The 20,164-nt window shown below is 58.4% G+C and carries 15 protein-coding genes, 1 tRNA gene and 1 rRNA gene; 10 read left to right on the top strand and 7 right to left on the bottom strand.

From position 1 onward, the window contains the following. Positions 1–43: 43 nt before the first annotated feature. The 3 genes from mnmG to asnC form a co-directional block, all read right to left on the bottom strand. Positions 44–1,933, bottom strand: a complete 1,890-nt coding sequence (gene mnmG / locus ACSJLU_RS24570; RefSeq protein WP_060434926.1) for a tRNA uridine-5-carboxymethylaminomethyl(34) synthesis enzyme MnmG — start codon at positions 1,931–1,933, stop codon at positions 44–46. Positions 1,934–2,313: 380 nt separating this feature from the next. Then, a complete protein-coding gene (gene mioC / locus ACSJLU_RS24565) occupies positions 2,314–2,754 on the bottom strand; it encodes an FMN-binding protein MioC (protein WP_060434928.1) in 441 nt (146 codons plus the stop codon). Positions 2,755–2,854: 100 nt separating this feature from the next. Beyond that, positions 2,855–3,316 (bottom strand): transcriptional regulator AsnC, encoded by a 462-nt coding sequence (gene asnC, locus ACSJLU_RS24560; protein ID WP_004933786.1) that lies wholly within the window; start codon positions 3,314–3,316, stop codon positions 2,855–2,857. A 155-nt stretch (positions 3,317–3,471) separates the two neighbouring features. Between asnC and asnA the strand changes: the two genes are divergently transcribed. Next, entirely contained in the window at positions 3,472–4,464 is a 993-nt protein-coding gene (gene asnA, locus ACSJLU_RS24555) for an aspartate--ammonia ligase (protein WP_049207099.1), read from the top strand. A gap of 4 nt (positions 4,465–4,468) precedes the next feature. On the opposite strand, the gene viaA is transcribed toward asnA, so the two are convergent. Both viaA and ravA read right to left on the bottom strand, forming a co-directional pair. After that, positions 4,469–5,932, bottom strand: coding sequence for an ATPase RavA stimulator ViaA (gene viaA / locus ACSJLU_RS24550; protein WP_025304734.1), 1,464 nt, complete (start codon positions 5,930–5,932; stop codon positions 4,469–4,471). A 2-nt stretch (positions 5,933–5,934) separates the two neighbouring features. Next, positions 5,935–7,443 carry an ATPase RavA gene (ravA, locus tag ACSJLU_RS24545; RefSeq protein ID WP_025304733.1) on the bottom strand — a complete coding sequence of 503 codons (1,509 nt, stop codon included), beginning with the start codon at positions 7,441–7,443 and terminating at the stop codon, positions 5,935–5,937. A gap of 283 nt (positions 7,444–7,726) precedes the next feature. On the opposite strand from ravA, the gene kup reads away from it, so the two are divergent. The 7 genes from kup (at position 7,727) to rbsR (ending at position 15,580) form a co-directional block, all read left to right on the top strand. Then, positions 7,727–9,595 carry a low affinity potassium transporter Kup gene (gene kup, locus ACSJLU_RS24540; RefSeq protein WP_015379467.1) on the top strand — a complete coding sequence of 623 codons (1,869 nt, stop codon included), beginning with the start codon at positions 7,727–7,729 and terminating at the stop codon, positions 9,593–9,595. A gap of 171 nt (positions 9,596–9,766) precedes the next feature. Further along, complete coding sequence (gene rbsD / locus ACSJLU_RS24535; RefSeq protein WP_033645162.1) at positions 9,767–10,186, top strand: D-ribose pyranase; 420 nt, start codon at positions 9,767–9,769, stop codon at positions 10,184–10,186. 7 nt (positions 10,187–10,193) lie between these two features. Further along, positions 10,194–11,699, top strand: a complete 1,506-nt coding sequence (gene rbsA / locus ACSJLU_RS24530) for a ribose ABC transporter ATP-binding protein RbsA (RefSeq protein WP_025304731.1) — start codon at positions 10,194–10,196, stop codon at positions 11,697–11,699. A 6-nt stretch (positions 11,700–11,705) separates the two neighbouring features. Then, the gene (rbsC, locus tag ACSJLU_RS24525) at positions 11,706–12,674 is read left to right on the top strand and encodes a ribose ABC transporter permease (RefSeq protein WP_025304730.1); all 969 of its coding nucleotides are present in this window, start codon (positions 11,706–11,708) and stop codon (positions 12,672–12,674) included. A 24-nt stretch (positions 12,675–12,698) separates the two neighbouring features. Continuing rightward, the gene (gene rbsB / locus ACSJLU_RS24520) at positions 12,699–13,586 is read left to right on the top strand and encodes a ribose ABC transporter substrate-binding protein RbsB (RefSeq protein WP_025304729.1); all 888 of its coding nucleotides are present in this window, start codon (positions 12,699–12,701) and stop codon (positions 13,584–13,586) included. A gap of 61 nt (positions 13,587–13,647) precedes the next feature. After that, positions 13,648–14,574: a ribokinase gene (gene rbsK, locus ACSJLU_RS24515; RefSeq protein WP_025304728.1), complete on the top strand. Its 927-nt coding sequence runs from the start codon at positions 13,648–13,650 to the stop codon at positions 14,572–14,574. 4 nt (positions 14,575–14,578) lie between these two features. After that, on the top strand, positions 14,579–15,580 hold the full coding sequence (rbsR, locus tag ACSJLU_RS24510; RefSeq protein ID WP_025304727.1) for a ribose operon transcriptional repressor RbsR: 1,002 nt from the start codon (positions 14,579–14,581) through the stop codon (positions 15,578–15,580). On the opposite strand, the gene mdtD is transcribed toward rbsR, so the two are convergent. After that, positions 15,577–16,992, bottom strand: coding sequence for a multidrug transporter subunit MdtD (gene mdtD, locus ACSJLU_RS24505; RefSeq protein ID WP_099816895.1), 1,416 nt, complete (start codon positions 16,990–16,992; stop codon positions 15,577–15,579). The genes rbsR and mdtD overlap by 4 nt on opposite strands. A gap of 67 nt (positions 16,993–17,059) precedes the next feature. Then, positions 17,060–17,749, bottom strand: a complete 690-nt coding sequence (locus tag ACSJLU_RS24500) for a FadR/GntR family transcriptional regulator (RefSeq protein ID WP_033636503.1) — start codon at positions 17,747–17,749, stop codon at positions 17,060–17,062. A gap of 483 nt (positions 17,750–18,232) precedes the next feature. Here ACSJLU_RS24500 and ACSJLU_RS24495 point away from each other — a divergent pair. Beyond that, positions 18,233–19,774, top strand: a 16S ribosomal RNA gene (locus ACSJLU_RS24495). Between the two features lie 139 nt (positions 19,775–19,913). Beyond that, positions 19,914–19,989, top strand: a tRNA-Glu gene (locus tag ACSJLU_RS24490). Positions 19,990–20,164 lie beyond the last annotated feature (175 nt).

Genomic DNA, 20,164 nt, shown 5'->3' with positions numbered 1-20,164 from the left:
CGTTTGGCTACGGGATGAACAAACGGCCGCCTGGATGCGAGATTTATGCGCTGCGGCGCAGCAGTCCCTGCTTTTTCAGCCAGATCAGCAAAATCGAGATCGCCGCCGGCGTAATGCCGGAGATGCGCGAAGCCTGGCCGATGGAGTTCGGTTTGTGATCGTTCAACTTGGCGATCACCTCGTTCGACAGTCCCGAAACCTGACGGTAGTCGAGATCCAACGGCAGCAAGGTATTCTCGTTGCGCTGCTGTTTTTCGATCTCTTCCTGCTGACGAGCGATGTAGCCTTCGTATTTGACCTGGATCTCGACCTGTTCAGCGGCTTGCACGTCGTCCAGCGGTGGCGCGAAGGCGTCGGTGCCGGTCAACTGCGCGTAATCCATCTCCGGGCGGCGCAGCAGCTCTTCGCCGTTCGCTTCACGCGACAGCGGCGCTTTCAGCAGCGCATTGACCTGTTCGACGTTCTCGGCGTGCGGGTGCATCCAGATGTCGCGCAGGCGCTGGCGTTCGCGTTCGATTCGCTCCAGCTTCTCGCTGTAACGTGCCCAACGCACGTCGTCCACCAGACCCAGCTCGCGGCCTTTTTCCGTCAGGCGGAGATCGGCGTTGTCTTCGCGCAGCATCAGACGATACTCGGCGCGTGAGGTAAACATGCGGTACGGCTCTTTTGTGCCGAGGGTGCTGAGATCGTCCACCAGCACGCCCAGGTAAGCCTGATCGCGACGTGGCGCCCAGCCTTCCTGTTCGTCGGCGAAGCGCCCGGCGTTCAAACCGGCCAGCAGGCCCTGCGCAGCGGCTTCTTCATACCCGGTGGTGCCGTTGATCTGACCGGCGAAGAACAGCCCCTGAATGAATTTGCTTTCCAAAGTAGGCTTCAGATCGCGTGGATCGAAGAAATCGTACTCGATGGCATAACCAGGGCGAATAATACGCGCGTTCTGCATCCCTTCCATCGAACGGACGATCTGCATCTGCACGTCGAACGGCAGGCTGGTGGAAATCCCGTTAGGGTAAATCTCGTTGCTGGTCAGGCCTTCCGGCTCGAGGAAGATCTGGTGCGCGTTGCGATCGGCAAAGCGCATGACCTTGTCTTCGATCGACGGGCAATAACGTGGGCCGATCCCTTCGATGATCCCGGCATACATCGGGCTGCGATCGAGGTTATTGCGGATCACGTCATGGGTTTTTTCATTGGTGTGGGTGATGTAGCACGCCATTTGTTCCGGGTGTTGGCTGGCATCGCCCAGGAACGAGAATACCGGCACCGGCGTATCGCCGTGTTGTGGCGCCAGTACGCTGAAATCGATAGTGCGGGCGTCGATGCGCGGTGGCGTACCGGTTTTCAAGCGGTTAACGCGCAGCGGCAGTTCTCGCAAACGTTGCGACAGCGAGATCGAAGGTGGATCCCCGGCGCGACCACCGCTGTAGTTTTCCAGACCGATATGGATCTTGCCGTCCAGGAAGGTGCCTACGGTCAATACCACCGCCTTGGCGCGGAATTTCAGGCCCATTTGGGTGACGGCGCCGACTACGCGATCGTTTTCGACGATCAGATCCTCAACCGGCTGTTGGAAGATCATCAGGTTGGGCTGGTTCTCCAACGCGGTACGGATCGCCTGGCGATACAGTACGCGATCCGCCTGAGCGCGTGTGGCACGAACGGCTGGGCCTTTGCTGGCGTTTAGTATCCTAAACTGGATGCCAGCGTGGTCGATCGCCGTTGCCATCAGGCCACCGAGTGCATCAATTTCCTTAACCAGATGCCCTTTACCAATACCGCCAATCGCCGGGTTACAGGACATCTGTCCCAGCGTATCGATATTGTGTGTCAATAATAAAGTCTGACGTCCCATGCGTGCCGCGGCCATGGCGGCCTCGGTACCTGCATGGCCACCACCGATGATGATGACGTCAAATTGATCTGGATAAAACATGGAACTGCACCTCGCCGTATTGCGAACGATCGTATTTGCCCTGGGGTCGGGGATTCTACTCAAGTTTAGACGATCGACCAAGTGGTCAGGATCATCGGTAATTAAAAGAAGATCTTTTTTATTTAAAGATCTCTTTATTAGATCTCTTATTAGGATCGCGATCCTCTGTGGATAAGTGACTATTCACGATGAAGATCAGCGGATTAAGGAGGATCGTTTGCTGTGAATGATCGGTGATCCCGACGCAGATAAGCTGGGATCTAAAAGGCTTGTTATGCACAGGACAAAAAGCGCACTACGGTTGTTATTGGGATAACTACGGCTTTTACCCTGCTTTTAAGCTTAGTTATCCACAATCGTTCGCGCGATCTTTAGACGAATTAGAGTAAATTAATCCAGGTTTTTACCCATTCCTCGGCCGGATCCTCGGGAATTTCATGCTCGGTCACGTCGATCTCGAGACGATCGCCGATCCTTTTAGCGCCTCTGGCGATCAACAGATCGTCGATCTGTTTGATCGCGCCGCAGAAGGTGTCGTATTCCGAACTGCCCAAACCGACGGCGCCGAACTGCACCTCGGAAAGATCCGGCTGCTGATCTGCGATCTGTTCCAACAGCGGCTGAAGGTTATCCGGCAGTTCGCCGGCGCCGTGCGTGGAAGAGACCACCAGCCAGCGGCCGGTCAACGGCAGTTCATCCAGTTCAGGGCCGTGCAGCATCTCGGTAGAGAAACCCGCGTCTTCCAGCTTTTCAGCCAAATGTTCAGCCACGTATTCGGCGCTGCCAAGCGTACTGCCACTGATCAGAGTAATGTCTGCCATGAACCAACGATCCCAACCTTCTCACTCAAAGTGGCTGCATTGTACGCTGTGAATCGGCTGGGATCTACCTGTGGATAATGTGGGTATGCAATTTGGCGGGTTACGGCACGATGGTGCGCATAATGGGGTTCTGCAGCGAGATCAGCGTTTCGGTAGACTGGATCTCGTCGATGGTCTGGATCTTGTTGATAAGTACCTGTTGCAACGCGTCGATCGATCGGCACATTACCTTAATAAAGACGCTGTAGTGGCCGGTGGTGTAATAGGCTTCTACCACTTCTTCCAGGCTTTCCAGCTTCTTCAGGGCCGAAGGGTAGTCCTTGGCGCTCTTTAATATGATGCCGATAAAGCAGCACACGTCGTAGCCCAGTTGTTTGGGGCTGACGTCGATGCGCGCGCCGGTGATGATCCCGGCCTGTTTCATCTTCTCCACCCGCACATGAATGGTGCCGGGGCTGACGGCGAAGTTTTTCGCCAGTTCGGCGTACGGTGTGCGCGCATTGTCCATCAGGGCGTTGAGGATGCCGCGATCGAGATTATCGATCTGATAAATTTCCGCCATTTAATCCCCCATTAATTAACGATTGTTGAATTCTGTCCGGGTAAAAATGAACGATTAAAAGTGAAAAGGCAATATTGATTAATGGATATTGAATTGACGTGTCATTTTGTTGCTTAATCGATGTCAACAGAGACAGGTTTACAAGAGATACGGCAATGAAAAAACAGTTCATCCAAAAACAACAACAAATCAGCCAGGTCAAATCCTTCTTCTCCCGCCAGCTGGAGCAACAGCTCGGCCTGATCGAAGTGCAAGCGCCGATCCTTAGCCGTCTGGGCGACGGCACGCAGGATAACCTTTCCGGCAGCGAGAAAGCGGTGCAGGTTAAGGTCAAAACTCTGCCTGACGCCACCTTCGAAGTGGTGCATTCGCTGGCGAAATGGAAACGCAAAACCCTGGGCAGCTACGATTTCGGCGCCGGCGAGGGCCTGTATACCCATATGAAGGCGCTGCGCCCGGATGAAGACCGCCTGACGCCAATCCACTCGGTGTACGTCGATCAGTGGGACTGGGAGCGGGTGATGGGCGACGGTGAGCGCGGTCTGGACTACCTGAAAAGCACCGTGCGCAGCATTTACGCCGCGATCAAGGCGACGGAAGCGGAAGTCAGCCGTGAGCATGGCCTGACCCCGTTTCTGCCGGAACAGATCCACTTCGTGCACAGCGAAACCCTGCTGCAGCGCTATCCGGATCTGGACGCCAAAGGGCGTGAGCGGGCGATCGCCAAAGAGCTGGGCGCGGTGTTCCTGATCGGCATCGGCGGCAAGCTGTCGCACGGCAAATCGCACGATGTGCGGGCGCCGGATTATGATGACTGGACCACGCCGACGGCGGATGGCCTGGCGGGCCTGAACGGCGATATCGTGGTGTGGAACCCGGTGCTGCAGGACGCTTTCGAGCTGTCTTCCATGGGCATCCGCGTCGACGCCGCGGCGCTGAAACATCAGCTGGCGCTGACCGGCGACGAAGAGCGCATGAAGCTGGAATGGCACCAGTCGCTGCTGCGCGGCGATATGCCGCAGACCATCGGCGGCGGAATCGGTCAGTCGCGTTTGGTGATGCTGCTGTTGCAGCTGTCGCATATCGGCCAGGTGCAGTGCGGCGTGTGGTCGCCGGAAGTGCGCGGGGCGGTCGAAGGCCTGCTCTAACCGCCTAGCGCCGCCATCGGCGCATTAAACGGCTTTTCAGCCCGGTATCAAAGCGCCAGATATGATCGAAGATGCGCATGATGCCGGGTTTGCCGTAGGCGGACATCGCCACCGCATGGAAACGCTGCTGGTGGCTTTGCTGCTGTTGTTTCACCTTCTTTATTACCTCCTCCGGCAACCGCTGGGCGATAAAATCGGAAATGATCACCGCATCGGCGTCGAACCAGCCGCTCTCCGCCATTTTGGTGACGGTGGCGTTCAAGCAGGCCGCCAGATCGGTGCCGCCGCGAAACTGCTGACCGAGAAAACGCACGGCCTGCTCGATGCCGCTGGCGGCGGTGAGTTCGTAATGCACGATCTGGTTGGCGAACAGCATGATGTAGCAGCGGCGGTTGTCCGCCAGCGCAATGCGCAGCAGCGCCAGACAGAACGCCTTGGCGCACTGTTCGTTGAAGCCGCCCATCGATCCTGAGGTGTCCACGCAGACGATAAACGGCCCGCGTGGTTGCTGATCCTGCTGCTGGTGGGTGACCTGACGGATCAGAACCTGTTCCTGCCAGACGTCGCCCTGCAGGCGGTAGCTCAGCAGTCGCTTTTCCAGCAGGCGGCGATAAAACTCGAACTCCAGCTCTTCAATCCCCAGCGTCGCCAGCTCCGGCGGCAGCAGGCGCAGGATGTCGTCGCTCTGATGAATGCCATTTACTTCTTCCGGCAGCGTGGCCGGCACCTGCACCATGACCCTGAACGGTTCCGGCTGCGCGTCTTGTTGCTGCACCGCCTTGGCCTGGTAGCTGCGGCCCAGCTGCTGTGCCAGCTTTTTCAGCTCCGGCTGCTGCTGCAAAAAGTTGCCGTACTCCACCAGCCGTTGGTAATCGCCGCGCTGCAGCTGGCCTTTGCTCATATCCCACAGCCTGCCGGCGGCGGTGTCGTTTTCCGACAGCAGCGGCTCCAGCGCGCCGCTCAGCGCCAGACGCTCCTGCAGTTCCGCCATCAGCTGCTCGCGCTCTTGTTCCAGCAGCTGGTGGTGCAGCATGGTGGCCTGCAGCGTCAGGCTGATGCGCCAGCGCTGCAGGAACAGGGTTTGGAAGCTGTCGTCCAGCGGGTGGTTGGGCAGATCGGCGGCGTCCACCAGCGCGCGTGCCTGTTCATAAAACGGCGAGACCAGCTGACGCAGAAGCTCCATCGTGTCATTGAGGTTGTGATAGAACTGGGTGTTGTTCTCCAGCTGGCACTGCTGGTAGCGGTAAAACTCCTGCGCCAGCGCCGGCGGCACCATAGCCTCCTGCAGACGCTCCTTGAGCTGCAGTTTCCAGCGTGGCAGATCGCGATCCAGCGCCCGGCGAAGGGCCGGAAACTTTTTAAAGAACACCGACAGCTGCGGCGCCGCCAGCATGCCGACGATCATCTCCTCGATCATCTCGCCTTCGGTGATCGCCAGAAGCAGATCGAGCGTCTCCAGACTGAGCATGGTTACTGGCCGCGCATTTGCTGCTGTTGCTGTTTAACCTGTTCCGCCACTTGCAGCAGACTGGCTTCGATCTTGGCCAGGCCAGCGGCAGGCGTGAACAGACAGGGCTGATGTTGGCTGAAGGCGCGGCGCTGCTCCGCCAGGCGCTGGGCCAACGCGTCCATTTCATCCAGCAGCGCCTGCGGCGTGGCGGTGGCCTGTTTGCCCGGCAGCGCCAGCAGCGAAGGCTGGCGGCTGACGTCCAGCACCGTCAGGTGCAGTTGGTCATCGACGTCCAAATCGATCGGCTGCGCGAAGCCAATGCCGTTCAGCTTGGCGCGCACGTCGCCGCCTTTTTGCAGCCAGTTATCCAGCACGCTGCTCTCAATGCTCAGATGGTTGACCTGAATGTCATGCAGCTGCAGTGGTTTTTGCAGCAGCAGGGTGAGGGTGCCGCCGGCGAACGGCGTGGCCGGCGCATATTGCGGTTTGCGGCTGAACATGCCGCCCTTTTTCACCAGGCTGATGGCCTGCCGATCGCTTTGCTGCTGCTGGTCCTGCAGCCAGCGGGTATGGATCTGTTGCAACTGGATCAGCATCGACTGCTGCTGATAGGCCGACTCGGTCAGCAGCTGATCGATCTGCTGTTGCAGCAGCTTCAGCGAGGTGAGATCGTGCCACAGGCAGTCTTTCAATAGCATCAGGTCGAGCGGGGCGATGGCATCGCGCCCGCTGAAGAAGGCGCAGGCCTGCAGCAGACGCAGGGCTTTTTTCCAGCGCCGATCGGAGACGTATGGCGCCTGCTCCAGCGCGTCCAGCCGCTGACGCAGCTGGAAAATCAGCTCAAAGCAGGCTTCCGGCAGCGCCACCTTGTCGATCTGCGGCTGCCACTGCAGAAACTCTTCGTCGCTGATGCTCAGCGCCGCCGGCACCGGGTTTTGGCTTTCGCTCTGGCGGTTGACCAGCAGCGAGCGGAAATTCTGTTTATCCTGCACCTTGTCCAGCCACAGGCGGATAAGCATACGGTCATATAAGGCTTCGAGGCTGTTGTCCGCTTCGGGCAGTTCGTTGGAGGCGGTGACCAGCAGGCGCAGCGGGATCGGTTCTTCGCTGTTGCCGTTGCGAAAGCGCCGTTCGTTGATCGCCGTCAGCAGGGTGTTGAGGATCGCCGGGCCGGCCTTCCAGATCTCGTCCAGAAACACGATCTCCGCTTCCGGCAGATAGCCGGCGGTCAGGCGCTGATAGCGCCCTTCGTCTTTCAGCGCCTGAATCGAGAGCGGGCCGAAGACCTCTTCCGGCGTGGAAAAGCGCGTCATCAGGTATTCAAAGGAGCGGGCGTTGCGGAAGGCAAACTTCAGCCGGCGCGCGATCAGGCTCTTGGCGATGCCGGGCGGGCCGAGCAAGAATACGCTTTCGCCGCTCAGCGCCGCCAGCAGGCACAGGCGGATTGCCTCTTGCCGCTCATAGAGGCCGCTCTCCAGCGCGCTGCTGAGGCGGGAAATTCGTTCTGCCAGAAGGGATGATGGCGTCATATAATCGTCGTATTGTCCGAGAGTTAGCCAATCTTGGTCGATAATTCGATGATAAACCACCATTATTTTTAATGGTATAGCTTATTGATTAGTAAAATTTTTCTCAGTTGAGTCGGATATCCGGTTCACATTTTGTTTATTTTTCGGCTCTGATATAAGGGTAGGCAAGCCGTATAAATGGTGCATACTGTGCGGCTTTCTGGTGGGCGTGACGGATCTTTGAGCCCGTATTTTGCCTGATGCGGATGCATCGCTAACGGATGTTCTGATAAAGAAACGAATTATGAGCGCAGAGCATAAGCAGTCCCTATCGGCGGTAACCCTGGCTGCCATCGGCGTGGTCTACGGTGATATCGGCACCAGTCCTCTCTATACGTTGAGAGAGTGTTTCTCCGGCCATTACGGCTTCGATGTTCGTCCAGACGTGGTTTTCGGCTTCCTGTCGCTGATTTTCTGGATGCTGATCGTGATCGTTTCCCTCAAATATCTCACCTACGTGATGCGTGCGGACAACGCCGGCGAGGGCGGTATTCTGACGCTGATGTCGCTGGCCGGGCGCAACACCTCGGCGCGCACCACCGCGGTGCTGGTGATACTGGGCCTGATCGGCGGCAGCTTCTTCTATGGCGAGGTGGTGATCACCCCGGCGATCTCGGTGATGTCGGCGATAGAAGGATTGGAAATCGCCGCGCCTGCGCTCGACGCCTATATCGTCCCGCTCTCCATTCTGGTGCTGACGCTGCTGTTCGTTATCCAAAAACACGGCACCGGCAGCGTCGGCAAGCTGTTCGCCCCGGTAATGCTGCTGTGGTTCATCGTGTTGGCGGTGCTGGGCGCGCGCAGCATCATTTCGAACCCGGAAGTGCTGCAGGCGCTGAACCCCAAATGGGCGCTCAACTTCTTCATGGAATATAAGAAGGTGTCGTTCTTCGCGCTGGGGGCAGTGGTGCTGTCCATCACCGGCGTCGAGGCGCTGTATGCCGATATGGGGCACTTCGGCAAGTTCCCGATCCGCCTGGCCTGGTTCACCGTGGTGCTGCCTTCGCTGGTGCTCAATTACTTCGGCCAGGGGGCGCTGCTGCTGAAAAACCCTGAGGCGATCAAAAACCCGTTCTTCCTGCTGGCGCCCGACTGGGCGCTGATCCCGCTGCTGATTTTGGCGACTCTGGCGACGGTTATCGCTTCGCAGGCGGTGATTTCCGGCGTCTTCTCGCTGACCCGCCAGGCGGTGCGCCTGGGGTATTTGTCGCCGATGCGCATCATTCACACCTCGGAAATGGAATCTGGCCAGATCTACATTCCGGTGATCAACTGGACGCTGTACATCTCGGTGGTGCTGGTGATCATCGGGTTCGAGCACTCCAGCAACCTGGCGGCGGCTTATGGCATCGCCGTCACCGGCACCATGGTGCTGACCAGCATTCTGGTCACTTCGGTGGCGATTAATAACTGGCACTGGAACCGCTTCCTGGCGATCGGCATCGTAACCATCTTGCTGATCATCGACGTGCCGATGTTCTCCGCCAACGCCCTGAAGCTGTTCTCCGGCGGCTGGCTGCCGCTGACCCTGGCGCTGGTAATGTTCATCATTATGACTACCTGGAAGAGCGAGCGTTTCCGCTTGCTGCGCCGCCTGCATGAACACGGCAACTCGCTGGAGGCGATGATCGCCTCGCTGGAGAAATCGCCGCCGGTGCGGGTGCCGGGTACCGCGGTGTTCCTGTCGCGCGCCACCAACGTCATTCCTTTTGCGCTGCTGCACAACCTGAAGCACAACAAGGTGCTGCATGAACGCGTGGTGCTGCTGACGCTGCGCACCGAGGATGCGCCTTACGTGCACAACGTGCGCCGGGTGACCATCGAACAGCTGTCGCCGACCTTCTGGCGGGTGGTGGCCAGTTACGGCTGGCGGGAAACGCCGAACGTCGAGGAGGTGTTCCACCGCTGCGGGCTGGAAGGGTTGCCGTGCCGCATGTCGGAGACGTCGTTCTTCATGTCCCATGAATCGCTGATCCTCACCAAGCGGCCGTGGTATCTCTACCTGCGCGGCAAGCTGTTCGTCGCCCTGAGCCGCAACGCGCTGCGCGCGCCGGATCAGTTTGAGATCCCGCCGAACCGGGTCATCGAACTCGGCACGCAGGTCGAGATCTAACCCGCCGAATAAGGGGCTCAGCATGGCTGAGCCCCTTTTGTTTGTGCATTGTCCGGGCGTTAACGAAACGTTTCGATAGCGATCACACTTCTGCATTGTCCCGGTTGCCTTCCCCTGCCGTTTTTTTAAACTCCTCCAGAGAGCGAAACGTTTCGCTAGCGGAGTGAGAAGATGAAAAAAGGCGTATTACTGAATTCCGACGTGTCTGCCGTGATTGCCCGGCTGGGGCACACCGATCAGCTCACCTTGTGCGATGCGGGTTTGCCGATACCGGCGGCGACGCAGCGCATCGATCTGGCGCTGACGCAGGGCGTGCCGACCTTCATGCAGGTGTTCGCGGCGGTCACGCAAGAGATGCAGGTAGAAAGCGCCATCCTGGCGGAAGAAATCGTGAAACAAAATCCGTCGCTCCACGAGGCATTGTTGGCTGAACTGACCGCACTGGGCCAACGCCAGGGCAATACCATCGGCGTGCGTTATATCAGCCATCAGGCGTTTAAAGCGCAAACCGAGCACAGCCGGGCGGTGATCCGCAGTGGGGAGTGTTCGCCTTACGCGAACGTGATCCTGTGCGCAGGCGTAACTTTCTGAGGCGTTTATGCAACCTTTACTGCAACTGAAAGGGATTGATAAAGCCTTTCCCGGCGTGAAGGCGCTTTCCGGCGCCGCTCTCAGCGTTTATCCCGGCAAGGTGATGGCGCTGGTGGGGGAAAACGGCGCCGGAAAGTCCACCATGATGAAAGTGCTGACCGGCATCTACCAGAAAGACGCCGGCAGTCAGTATTTTCTCGGTAAAGAGGTGGTATTCAACGGGCCTAAGGATTCGCAGGAAGCGGGCATCGGCATTATCCATCAGGAGCTGAACCTGATCCCGCAGCTGACGATTGCGGAAAACATCTTCCTCGGCCGCGAGTTCGTCAACCGTTTCGGCCGCATTGACTGGAAGCGCATGTACGCCGAGGCCGATCGCTTGTTGGCGCGCCTCAACCTGCGCTACAGCAGCCACCGGCTGGTGGGGGAGCTGTCGATCGGCGATCAGCAGATGGTGGAGATCGCCAAGGTACTGAGCTTCGAATCGAAAGTGATCATCATGGACGAACCGACCGATGCGCTGACCGACACCGAAACCGCCTCGCTGTTCAAGGTGATCAACGAGCTGAAGGCCGAAGGGCGCGGCATCGTTTATATCTCGCACCGCCTGAAAGAGATTTTTGAAATCTGCGACGACGTGACCGTGTTCCGCGACGGGCAGTTCATCGCTGAGCGGCCGGTGAGCGAGCTGCAGGAAGATTCGCTGATAGAGATGATGGTCGGCCGCAAGCTGGAAGAACAATACCCGCGCCTTGATTTGCCGCGCGGGGAAAAGCGGCTGGACGTCAGCCACCTTTCCGGACCCGGCGTTGAAGACGTCAGCTTTACGCTGTACCGCGGCGAGATCCTCGGCGTGGCCGGGCTGATGGGCGCCGGGCGCACTGAATTGATGAAGATCCTGTACGGCGCCGCGCCGCGTAAGGCCGGCACCGTCAGCCTGGACGGCCGCGACGTGGTCACCCACTCGCCGCAGGACGGGTTGGCGAACGGCATCGTCTATATCTCGGAAGACCGCAAGCGTGACGGCCTGGTGCTGGGCATGTCGGTGAAGGAAAACATGTCGCTGACCGCGCTGCGCTACTTCAGCCGCGCCGACGGCAGCCTGAAACAGGCCGACGAGCGGCAGGCGGTGGGGGATTTCATCCGCCTGTTCAATATCAAAACGCCGTCGATGGAGCAGCCGATCGGCCTGCTTTCCGGCGGCAACCAGCAAAAAGTGGCGATCGCCCGTGGTTTGATGACCCGGCCGAAAGTGCTGATCCTCGATGAGCCGACGCGCGGTGTCGACGTCGGCGCCAAAAAAGAGATCTATCAGTTAATCAACCAGTTCAAGCAGGAAGGGCTGAGCATCATTCTGGTGTCTTCGGAAATGCCGGAGGTGATGGGCATGAGCGATCGCATTCTGGTGATGCACGAAGGGCATCTCAGCGGCGAGTTCCCGATTGAACAGGCCACCCAGGAAGCGTTGATGGCGGCAGCCGTCGGCAAGCAATACGGCGTAAAGCAGGAGTAATCAGATATGAGTTCCCAGACTATCGCAGCCAAGCGCTGGTTCAGTAAAGAGTGGCTGTTAGAGCAGAAGTCGTTGATTGCGCTGCTGGTGCTGATCGCCGTGGTCTCTTCCATGAGCCCGAACTTCTTCACCCTGAACAACCTGTTCAATATTCTGCAGCAGACTTCGGTGAACGCCATCATGGCGGTGGGGATGACGCTGGTGATCCTCACGTCCGGCATCGATCTATCGGTAGGATCGCTGTTGGCCCTGACCGGCGCGGTGGCGGCGTCGATCGTCGGCTTTGAGGTCAACGCGCTGGTGGCGGTGGCGGCGGCATTGGCGCTGGGCGCTGCGATTGGCGCCTGCACCGGGGTGATCGTCGCCAAAGGCAAGGTGCAGGCCTTTATCGCCACGCTGGTGATGATGCTGCTGCTGCGCGGCGTCACCATGGTGTACACCAACGGCAGCCCGGTCAATACCGGTTTCACCGACGTGGCCGACACCTTCGGCTGGTTCGGCATCGGCCGTCCGCTGGGCGTGCCTACGCCGATCTGGATCATGGCGATCGTGTTCATCGCCGCCTGGTATATGCTGCACCATACGCGCCTGGGCCGCTATATTTATGCCCTGGGCGGCAACGAAGCGGCGACCCGCCTGTCCGGCATCAGCGTCGATAAAGTGAAGATTATCGTCTACTCGCTGTGCGGCCTGCTGGCGGCGCTGGCCGGGGTGATCGAAGTGGCGCGCCTGTCGTCGGCGCAGCCGACCGCCGGCACCGGCTATGAGCTGGACGCCATCGCCGCCGTGGTGCTGGGCGGCACCAGCCTGGCCGGCGGCAAGGGGCGCATCGTCGGCACGCTGATCGGGGCGCTGATCCTCGGCTTCCTGAACAACGGCCTGAATTTATTGGGTGTTTCTTCCTACTACCAAATGATCGTGAAGGCAGTGGTGATACTGCTGGCGGTTCTGGTAGATAACAAAAGCAACAAGTAACCTCCCCCTACAGGAATCACGATGATGAAAATGAAAAAACTGGCAACCTTAGCTTCCGCCATCGCGCTGAGCGCCACCCTGAGCGCCAATGCCATGGCCAAAGACACCATCGCGCTGGTGGTGTCCACCCTCAACAACCCGTTCTTCGTCTCGATGAAGGATGGGGCGCAGCAAGAGGCCAACAAGCTGGGCTACAACCTGGTGGTGCTGGATTCCCAGAACAACCCGGCGAAAGAGCTGGCCAACGTGCAGGATCTGATGGTGCGGGCGCCCAAGCTGCTGTTGATCAACCCGACCGACTCCGATGCGGTGGGTAACGCCATCAAGATGGCCAACCAGGCTAAGATCCCGGTCATCACGCTGGACCGCGTGGCGAGCAAGGGTGACGTGGTGAGCCACATCGCTTCGGATAACCGCGTGGGCGGCAAAATGGCCGGTGATTTCATCGCCAAGAAAGCGGGCGCCGATGCCAAGGTGATTCAGCTGGAAGGCATCGCCGGCACCTCTGCCGCGCGTGAACGCGGTGAAGGCTTCAAGCAGTCGCTGGATCAGAATAAATTCAAACTGTTGGCCAGTCAGCCGGCCGATTTCGATCGCACCAAGGGCCTGAACGTGATGCAGAACCTGCTGACCGCGCACCCGGATGTGCAGGCGGTGTTCGCCCAGAACGATGAAATGGCGCTGGGTGCGCTGCGCGCGCTGCAAACCGCCGGTAAAACCGACGTGATCGTGGTAGGCTTCGACGGCACCGCTGACGGCGTGAAAGCGGTCGAAGGCGGCAAGCTGGCGGCGACGGTGGCGCAGCGTCCCGATCAGATCGGCGTGATCGGCGTGGAAACCGCCGATAAAGTGCTGAAAGGCGAAAAAGTGCCGGCGACCATCCCGGTCGATTTGAAACTGGTCACTCAGTAAGTCATACCAGCGCCATCGGAACGGGGCGTTTACGATGGCGCGCAATTCAGGAATCAATGCGATGGAAACAGGTAAGCTGGTGGTTCTTGGCAGCATCAATGCCGACCATATCCTCAATATTGAACAGTTCCCCCACCCGGGCGAAACGGTGATCGGGAAACAGTATAAGGTGGCGTTTGGCGGCAAGGGCGCGAATCAGGCGGTGGCGGCCGGGCGCAGCGGGGCGAAGATCGCCTTTATCGCCTGCGTGGGCGCCGACGATATCGGCGAACGTGTCCGCCGGCAGCTGGCGAGCGATTGCATTGATACCCAGCCGATTGAAGCCATCGCCGACACCACCACCGGCGTGGCGCTGATCTTCGTCAACGCCGAAGGCGAGAACGTGATCGGCATCGATGCCGGCGCCAACGCCGCGGTAACGCCGGATTACCTGGCGCGCTACCAACAAAAAGTGATCGACGCCGATGCCCTGCTGATGCAGCTCGAGTCGCCGCTGGAGACGGTGATCGCCGCCGCCCGCCTGGCGAAACAACATCAAACGCAGGTGATCCTCAACCCGGCTCCGGCGCGCGAGCTACCTGACGAGCTGCTGGGCATGATCGATATGATCACCCCGAATGAAACCGAAGCCCAGCGCCTGACCGGCATCGCCGTGGACAACGAAACGGATGCGGCGCGTGCGGCGCAGGCGCTGCACGACAAGGGCATCGCGACGGTGATCATCACCCTCGGCAGCCGCGGCGTGTGGCTGAGCGAAAACGGCAACGGCAAACGGGTGCCTGGTTTCAAGGTGCAAGCGGTGGATACCATCGCCGCCGGCGATACCTTTAACGGTGCGCTGGTGACCGCCCTGTTGGAAGGCAAGATCATGGCTGATGCGGTGCGTTTCGCCCATGCGGCGGCGGCGATCGCCGTGACCCGCCCCGGCGCGCAACCTTCGGTGCCCTGGCGTGAAGAGATCGACGCCTTCTTGCAGCAGCAGGGGTGATCCTTTGGCCACCATGAAAGATGTCGCCCGCCTGGCGGGCGTTTCAACCTCTACCGTGTCGCATGTGGTCAACAATAATCGTTTTGTCAGCGACAGCGTGCGCGACAAGGTCATGGCGGCCGTGGAACAGCTGAACTATGCGCCTTCTGCGCTGGCGCGCAGCCTGAAGCTCAATCAGACGCGCACTATCGGCATGCTGGTGACCGCCAGCAACAACCCGTTTTATGCCGAAGTGGTGCGCGGCGTGGAGCGCAGCTGCTATGAACGTGGCTACAGTTTAATCCTGTGCAATACCGAAGAAGACGCCGCGCGCATGAACCGCAGCATGGAGACGCTGCTGCAAAAGCGCGTCGACGGTTTGTTGTTGATGTGCACCGAAAACCACCGGCCATCGCAAGATGCCCTGAGCCGCTACCCGTCATTGCCGATCGTGATGATGGACTGGGCGCCGTTCGAGGGCGCCAACGACATTATTCAGGATAACTCGCTGCTGGGCGGCGAGATGGCGACCGATCATTTGATCGCCCGCGGCTACCGCAAGATTGCCTGCATTGCTGGCCCGGAGGATAAAACCACCGCTCGTCACCGACTGGAAGGCTATCGCAACGCAATGCGTCGCGCCGGATTGCCGGTTTCGCCAGGGTATGAAGTGCATTGCGATTTTGAGTTTGAGGGCGGGGTAAACGCCATGCGCCAACTGCTGGCGCTGGACGAGCCGCCGCATGCGGTGTTCGCTGGCAACGACGCGGTGGCGGTAGGCGTTTATCAGGCGCTGTATCAGGCCGGGCTTTCCGTGCCGCAGGATATGGCGGTGATGGGCTACGATGACATTGAGTTGGCCCGTTATCTGGCGCCGCCGCTGAGCACCATTCATCAGCCGAAGGATTCGCTGGGCGAACTGGCGATCGATGCGCTGATCAACCGCCTGCAAAACCCGGAGCGCGCGCCCCAGGTGCTGGTGCTGACGCCCGAGCTGGTGGAACGCGCCTCGGTGGGCCGCCGTTAGCTCGCCACCTTCGCTTCTTTCTTGCTTTCCTGGCCGCTGATCAAATTGCGGCCATCTTTCCTTCTCAGCAACATAAACACCAGCGCCGACGCCACGGTGACGATCCCCATGGTGATAAAGGTGTAATGGAAGTGGTCGATCATGGTGCCTAACGACAGGGATTCGTAAAAACGCAGCACCGCTGCGCTGATCGCCACGCCGAAGCTGATGGACAGCTGCTGGGTGACCGCCAGGACGCTGTTGCCGGCGCTGGCGTTGGCGTCGTTCAAATCCGCCAGGCTGATGGTGTTCATGGCGGTAAACTGGGTGGACATCGCCATGCCCAGCACGAACAGCGGCAGGATCATTAGCCACAGCGGCATGCCCGGGCTTTGCAGGGCGAACTGGGCGATCAGCACTCCGATGATAACGGTAATGCCGACCAGCGTTTTACGGTAGCCGAACCAGCGCAGCACCTGAGTGACGGTGGATTTCGCCATCAGCGAGCCGATGGCGGTTGGCGCCATCATGCAACCGGCGACGATCGCCGTATAGCCGAATCCCACCTGCAGCATGAGCGGCATTAAAAATGGCACGCAGCCGGTGCCCAGCCTGGAGGCGACGTTGCCAGCGATACCGACCGAGAAGGTACGGGTTTTGAACAGGTCGAGACCGATCAGCGGCTGAGGGTGACGGCGGGCGTGCGCGATGTAGCCGAACAGCATCACAAAGCCGCTGAGCAGAATACCCAGCGAAACGTAGCTTGCCAGTACCCGCTCGCCAAACAGCTCCAGCCCGGTGGAGATCAGCACCAGGCTCAGGCCGAACAGCATGAAGCCAAGAAAATCGAAGCGGCGTTTGGGCGTAGTGAAGTCCGGCATGTATTTGCGCGCATAGAAGATGCCGAGCAGGCCGATAGGGATATTGATCAGGAAAATCCAGTGCCAGGTGGCGTAGGTGACCAGCCACCCGCCCAGCAGCGGCCCCAGAATCGGCCCGACCAGGCCGGGCATGGTGACGAAGTTCAGCACCGGCAGCAGTTCGCTGCGCGGGTAGGCGCGCAGCAGCGCCAACCGCGCGACCGGCATCATCATCGCGCCGCCGATGCCCTGCAGCACGCGAGAGGCGACCAGCGCGCTCAACGTGGGGGAGAGGGCGCACAGCAGCGAGCCGAGGGTGAATAGCGTGACGGCGAAGATGAACACGCGCCGGGTGCCGAAGCGGTCCGCCAGCCAGCCGCTGACCGGGATCAGCATTGCCACCGTCAGCGTGTAGCTGATGACGGCCGATTGCATCGCCAGCGGCGATCGCCCCAGGCTTTGGGCGATCGCCGGTAGCGCCGTGTTGAGGATGGTGGCGTCCAGCGCCTGCATAAAGAACGCCATTGCGGCGATCCACGGTAGCCCTGCCATACTGCGCGCGGATTGGGTCATGGTCGGTCCTGGTTAAATGGTCGTCTGTCCCTCGTCTCTTTCTTCTATATATAAGCGGGGAGCGTGTCTAGTCTTTCTCTTTCAACAGCACCTGGCAGGCGACGAGGGCACCGGCGCTGTCTCCGGCGAGTATCGCATCGACGATAGCCTGATGATGGCGCAGCTTAATGACTTCATTGCCGGTGATGGCACGGAAGTAGCTTTGGTACACCGAGCTGAACAGGTTGGCGAACGAGGTCAGGAACGGGTTGCCGCTGGCCTCATAGATAAGCTGGTGGAATTGGGTATCGACCTGGATCCAACGCTCGCGATCAAACTGGGTATGCAGCGCGCGCATTTCCGCCATCAGTTCCGCCAGCAGCTTGGTTTGCTGCGGGCTGGCGTGGTTTGCCGCCAACGCGCAGGCCTGTGGCTCCAGCGAGGTGCGCAAGATAAGGAAGTGTTGCATCACCTGATCGAAGTTTTCCCGCGTCATCCACCAGGTCAGTAAATCCTGATCGAGGAAATTCCATTGGCTCTGCGGCATCACGCGGGTGCCGATGCGCGGGCGCGGTAGCAACATGCCTTTGGCGGCTAACATCTTTACCGCTTCGCGTACTGCGGTGCGGCTGACGCCGAATTGCTCGCCCAGTTCCATTTCACCGGGCAGGATGCTGCCGGCCTGATAATCGCCCGCCAGAATTTGTTGGCCGAGTTTCTCTGCAAGCAGATAAGAAAGATTGCGTTGGGCGGCCTGTTGTTGTGCATTTAACGGCATGGCTGCGGGTCCTTACTGACATCGTTATTTCTATTTTACTCCAGCGATCGCCAGCTTTTATGGCTGTTTGCCTGAAAAAGTGACATAAATTCGTCGCTTTTTCGCCCTTTTGCCGAAAAAAACCGCGCTTGAAAAGTTTTTTGCATTTAGGGGTTGCGGCCCGCCGAGAACTCCCTATAATGCGCCTCCACTGACCGGGAACAACGACTGACAAGCCGCCGGGTCAGCGAGAGGAAAGCGAAATAAACGCTTGACTCTCCGGGTGAAAAGCGTAATATACGCCACCTCGAGTTAGCAAGCGAAAGCGCCTAACTCACTGCTCTTTAACAATTTATCAGACAATCTGTGTGGGCACTCCACAAGACGATATCCAGCATCTTCGGATGCAAAAAAATATCAAGTCTTGAAGAGTGACTAACTGAAGTAAAATTCATGCAGTAAATCTTTGAGCATCGCTTCTCGAGTGGAAGCAAATCAAGCTTTTAATTGAAGAGTTTGATCATGGCTCAGATTGAACGCTGGCGGCAGGCTTAACACATGCAAGTCGAGCGGTAGCACAAGGGAGCTTGCTCCCTGGGTGACGAGCGGCGGACGGGTGAGTAATGTCTGGGAAACTGCCTGATGGAGGGGGATAACTACTGGAAACGGTAGCTAATACCGCATAACGTCGCAAGACCAAAGAGGGGGACCTTCGGGCCTCTTGCCATCAGATGTGCCCAGATGGGATTAGCTAGTAGGTGGGGTAATGGCTCACCTAGGCGACGATCCCTAGCTGGTCTGAGAGGATGACCAGCCACACTGGAACTGAGACACGGTCCAGACTCCTACGGGAGGCAGCAGTGGGGAATATTGCACAATGGGCGCAAGCCTGATGCAGCCATGCCGCGTGTGTGAAGAAGGCCTTCGGGTTGTAAAGCACTTTCAGCGAGGAGGAAGGTGGTGAGCTTAATACGCTCATCAATTGACGTTACTCGCAGAAGAAGCACCGGCTAACTCCGTGCCAGCAGCCGCGGTAATACGGAGGGTGCAAGCGTTAATCGGAATTACTGGGCGTAAAGCGCACGCAGGCGGTTTGTTAAGTCAGATGTGAAATCCCCGGGCTCAACCTGGGAACTGCATTTGAAACTGGCAAGCTAGAGTCTCGTAGAGGGGGGTAGAATTCCAGGTGTAGCGGTGAAATGCGTAGAGATCTGGAGGAATACCGGTGGCGAAGGCGGCCCCCTGGACGAAGACTGACGCTCAGGTGCGAAAGCGTGGGGAGCAAACAGGATTAGATACCCTGGTAGTCCACGCTGTAAACGATGTCGATTTGGAGGTTGTGCCCTTGAGGCGTGGCTTCCGGAGCTAACGCGTTAAATCGACCGCCTGGGGAGTACGGCCGCAAGGTTAAAACTCAAATGAATTGACGGGGGCCCGCACAAGCGGTGGAGCATGTGGTTTAATTCGATGCAACGCGAAGAACCTTACCTACTCTTGACATCCAGAGAACTTTCCAGAGATGGATTGGTGCCTTCGGGAACTCTGAGACAGGTGCTGCATGGCTGTCGTCAGCTCGTGTTGTGAAATGTTGGGTTAAGTCCCGCAACGAGCGCAACCCTTATCCTTTGTTGCCAGCGGTTCGGCCGGGAACTCAAAGGAGACTGCCAGTGATAAACTGGAGGAAGGTGGGGATGACGTCAAGTCATCATGGCCCTTACGAGTAGGGCTACACACGTGCTACAATGGCATATACAAAGAGAAGCGACCTCGCGAGAGCAAGCGGACCTCATAAAGTATGTCGTAGTCCGGATTGGAGTCTGCAACTCGACTCCATGAAGTCGGAATCGCTAGTAATCGTAGATCAGAATGCTACGGTGAATACGTTCCCGGGCCTTGTACACACCGCCCGTCACACCATGGGAGTGGGTTGCAAAAGAAGTAGGTAGCTTAACCTTCGGGAGGGCGCTTACCACTTTGTGATTCATGACTGGGGTGAAGTCGTAACAAGGTAACCGTAGGGGAACCTGCGGTTGGATCACCTCCTTACCTAAAGATATTAGTTCGAGTGGCGTGCTCACACAGATTGTCTGATGAAAAGTAACGAGCAAAGCGCTACCTGTTGATGCCATGAGTCATTCATGCTGATACGAACCGATTAAGTTATTCAGTTTAATCGGATTTTCGTGTCCCCATCGTCTAGAGGCCTAGGACACTGCCCTTTCACGGCTGTAACAGGGGTTCGAATCCCCTTGGGGACGCCATTCCGATAATGAGTGAAAGACATTATCACCGGTTAGCGATAACCGAAAAAATCTTAAAGATGACTTGCGAGTCATGTTTAAGATATTGCTCTTTAACAATCTGGAACAAGCTGAAAATTGAAACATGACGGCTGAAATTTATCCCTCCGTAGATGTACTGGGATGAAGAGTAACC

This window comes from Serratia bockelmannii (assembly GCF_051803255.1).
GTDB lineage: Bacteria > Pseudomonadota > Gammaproteobacteria > Enterobacterales > Enterobacteriaceae > Serratia > Serratia bockelmannii.
This window is presented reverse-complemented; position numbering and strand designations above follow the sequence as displayed.

Excerpts from the sequence above, each read along its gene's own strand:
- mnmG (WP_060434926.1), bottom strand. The coding sequence starts at position 1,933 with ATGTTTTATCCAGATCAATTTGACGTCATCATCATCGGTGGTGGCCAT.
- mioC (WP_060434928.1), bottom strand. The coding sequence starts at position 2,754 with ATGGCAGACATTACTCTGATCAGTGGCAGTACGCTTGGCAGCGCCGAA.
- asnC (WP_004933786.1), bottom strand. The coding sequence starts at position 3,316 with ATGGCGGAAATTTATCAGATCGATAATCTCGATCGCGGCATCCTCAAC.
- asnA (WP_049207099.1), top strand. The coding sequence starts at position 3,472 with ATGAAAAAACAGTTCATCCAAAAACAACAACAAATCAGCCAGGTCAAA.
- viaA (WP_025304734.1), bottom strand. The coding sequence starts at position 5,932 with ATGCTCAGTCTGGAGACGCTCGATCTGCTTCTGGCGATCACCGAAGGC.
- ravA (WP_025304733.1), bottom strand. The coding sequence starts at position 7,443 with ATGACGCCATCATCCCTTCTGGCAGAACGAATTTCCCGCCTCAGCAGC.
- kup (WP_015379467.1), top strand. The coding sequence starts at position 7,727 with ATGAGCGCAGAGCATAAGCAGTCCCTATCGGCGGTAACCCTGGCTGCC.
- rbsD (WP_033645162.1), top strand. The coding sequence starts at position 9,767 with ATGAAAAAAGGCGTATTACTGAATTCCGACGTGTCTGCCGTGATTGCC.
- rbsA (WP_025304731.1), top strand. The coding sequence starts at position 10,194 with ATGCAACCTTTACTGCAACTGAAAGGGATTGATAAAGCCTTTCCCGGC.
- rbsC (WP_025304730.1), top strand. The coding sequence starts at position 11,706 with ATGAGTTCCCAGACTATCGCAGCCAAGCGCTGGTTCAGTAAAGAGTGG.
- rbsB (WP_025304729.1), top strand. The coding sequence starts at position 12,699 with ATGAAAATGAAAAAACTGGCAACCTTAGCTTCCGCCATCGCGCTGAGC.
- rbsK (WP_025304728.1), top strand. The coding sequence starts at position 13,648 with ATGGAAACAGGTAAGCTGGTGGTTCTTGGCAGCATCAATGCCGACCAT.
- mdtD (WP_099816895.1), bottom strand. The coding sequence starts at position 16,992 with ATGACCCAATCCGCGCGCAGTATGGCAGGGCTACCGTGGATCGCCGCA.
- ACSJLU_RS24500 (WP_033636503.1), bottom strand. The coding sequence starts at position 17,749 with ATGCCGTTAAATGCACAACAACAGGCCGCCCAACGCAATCTTTCTTAT.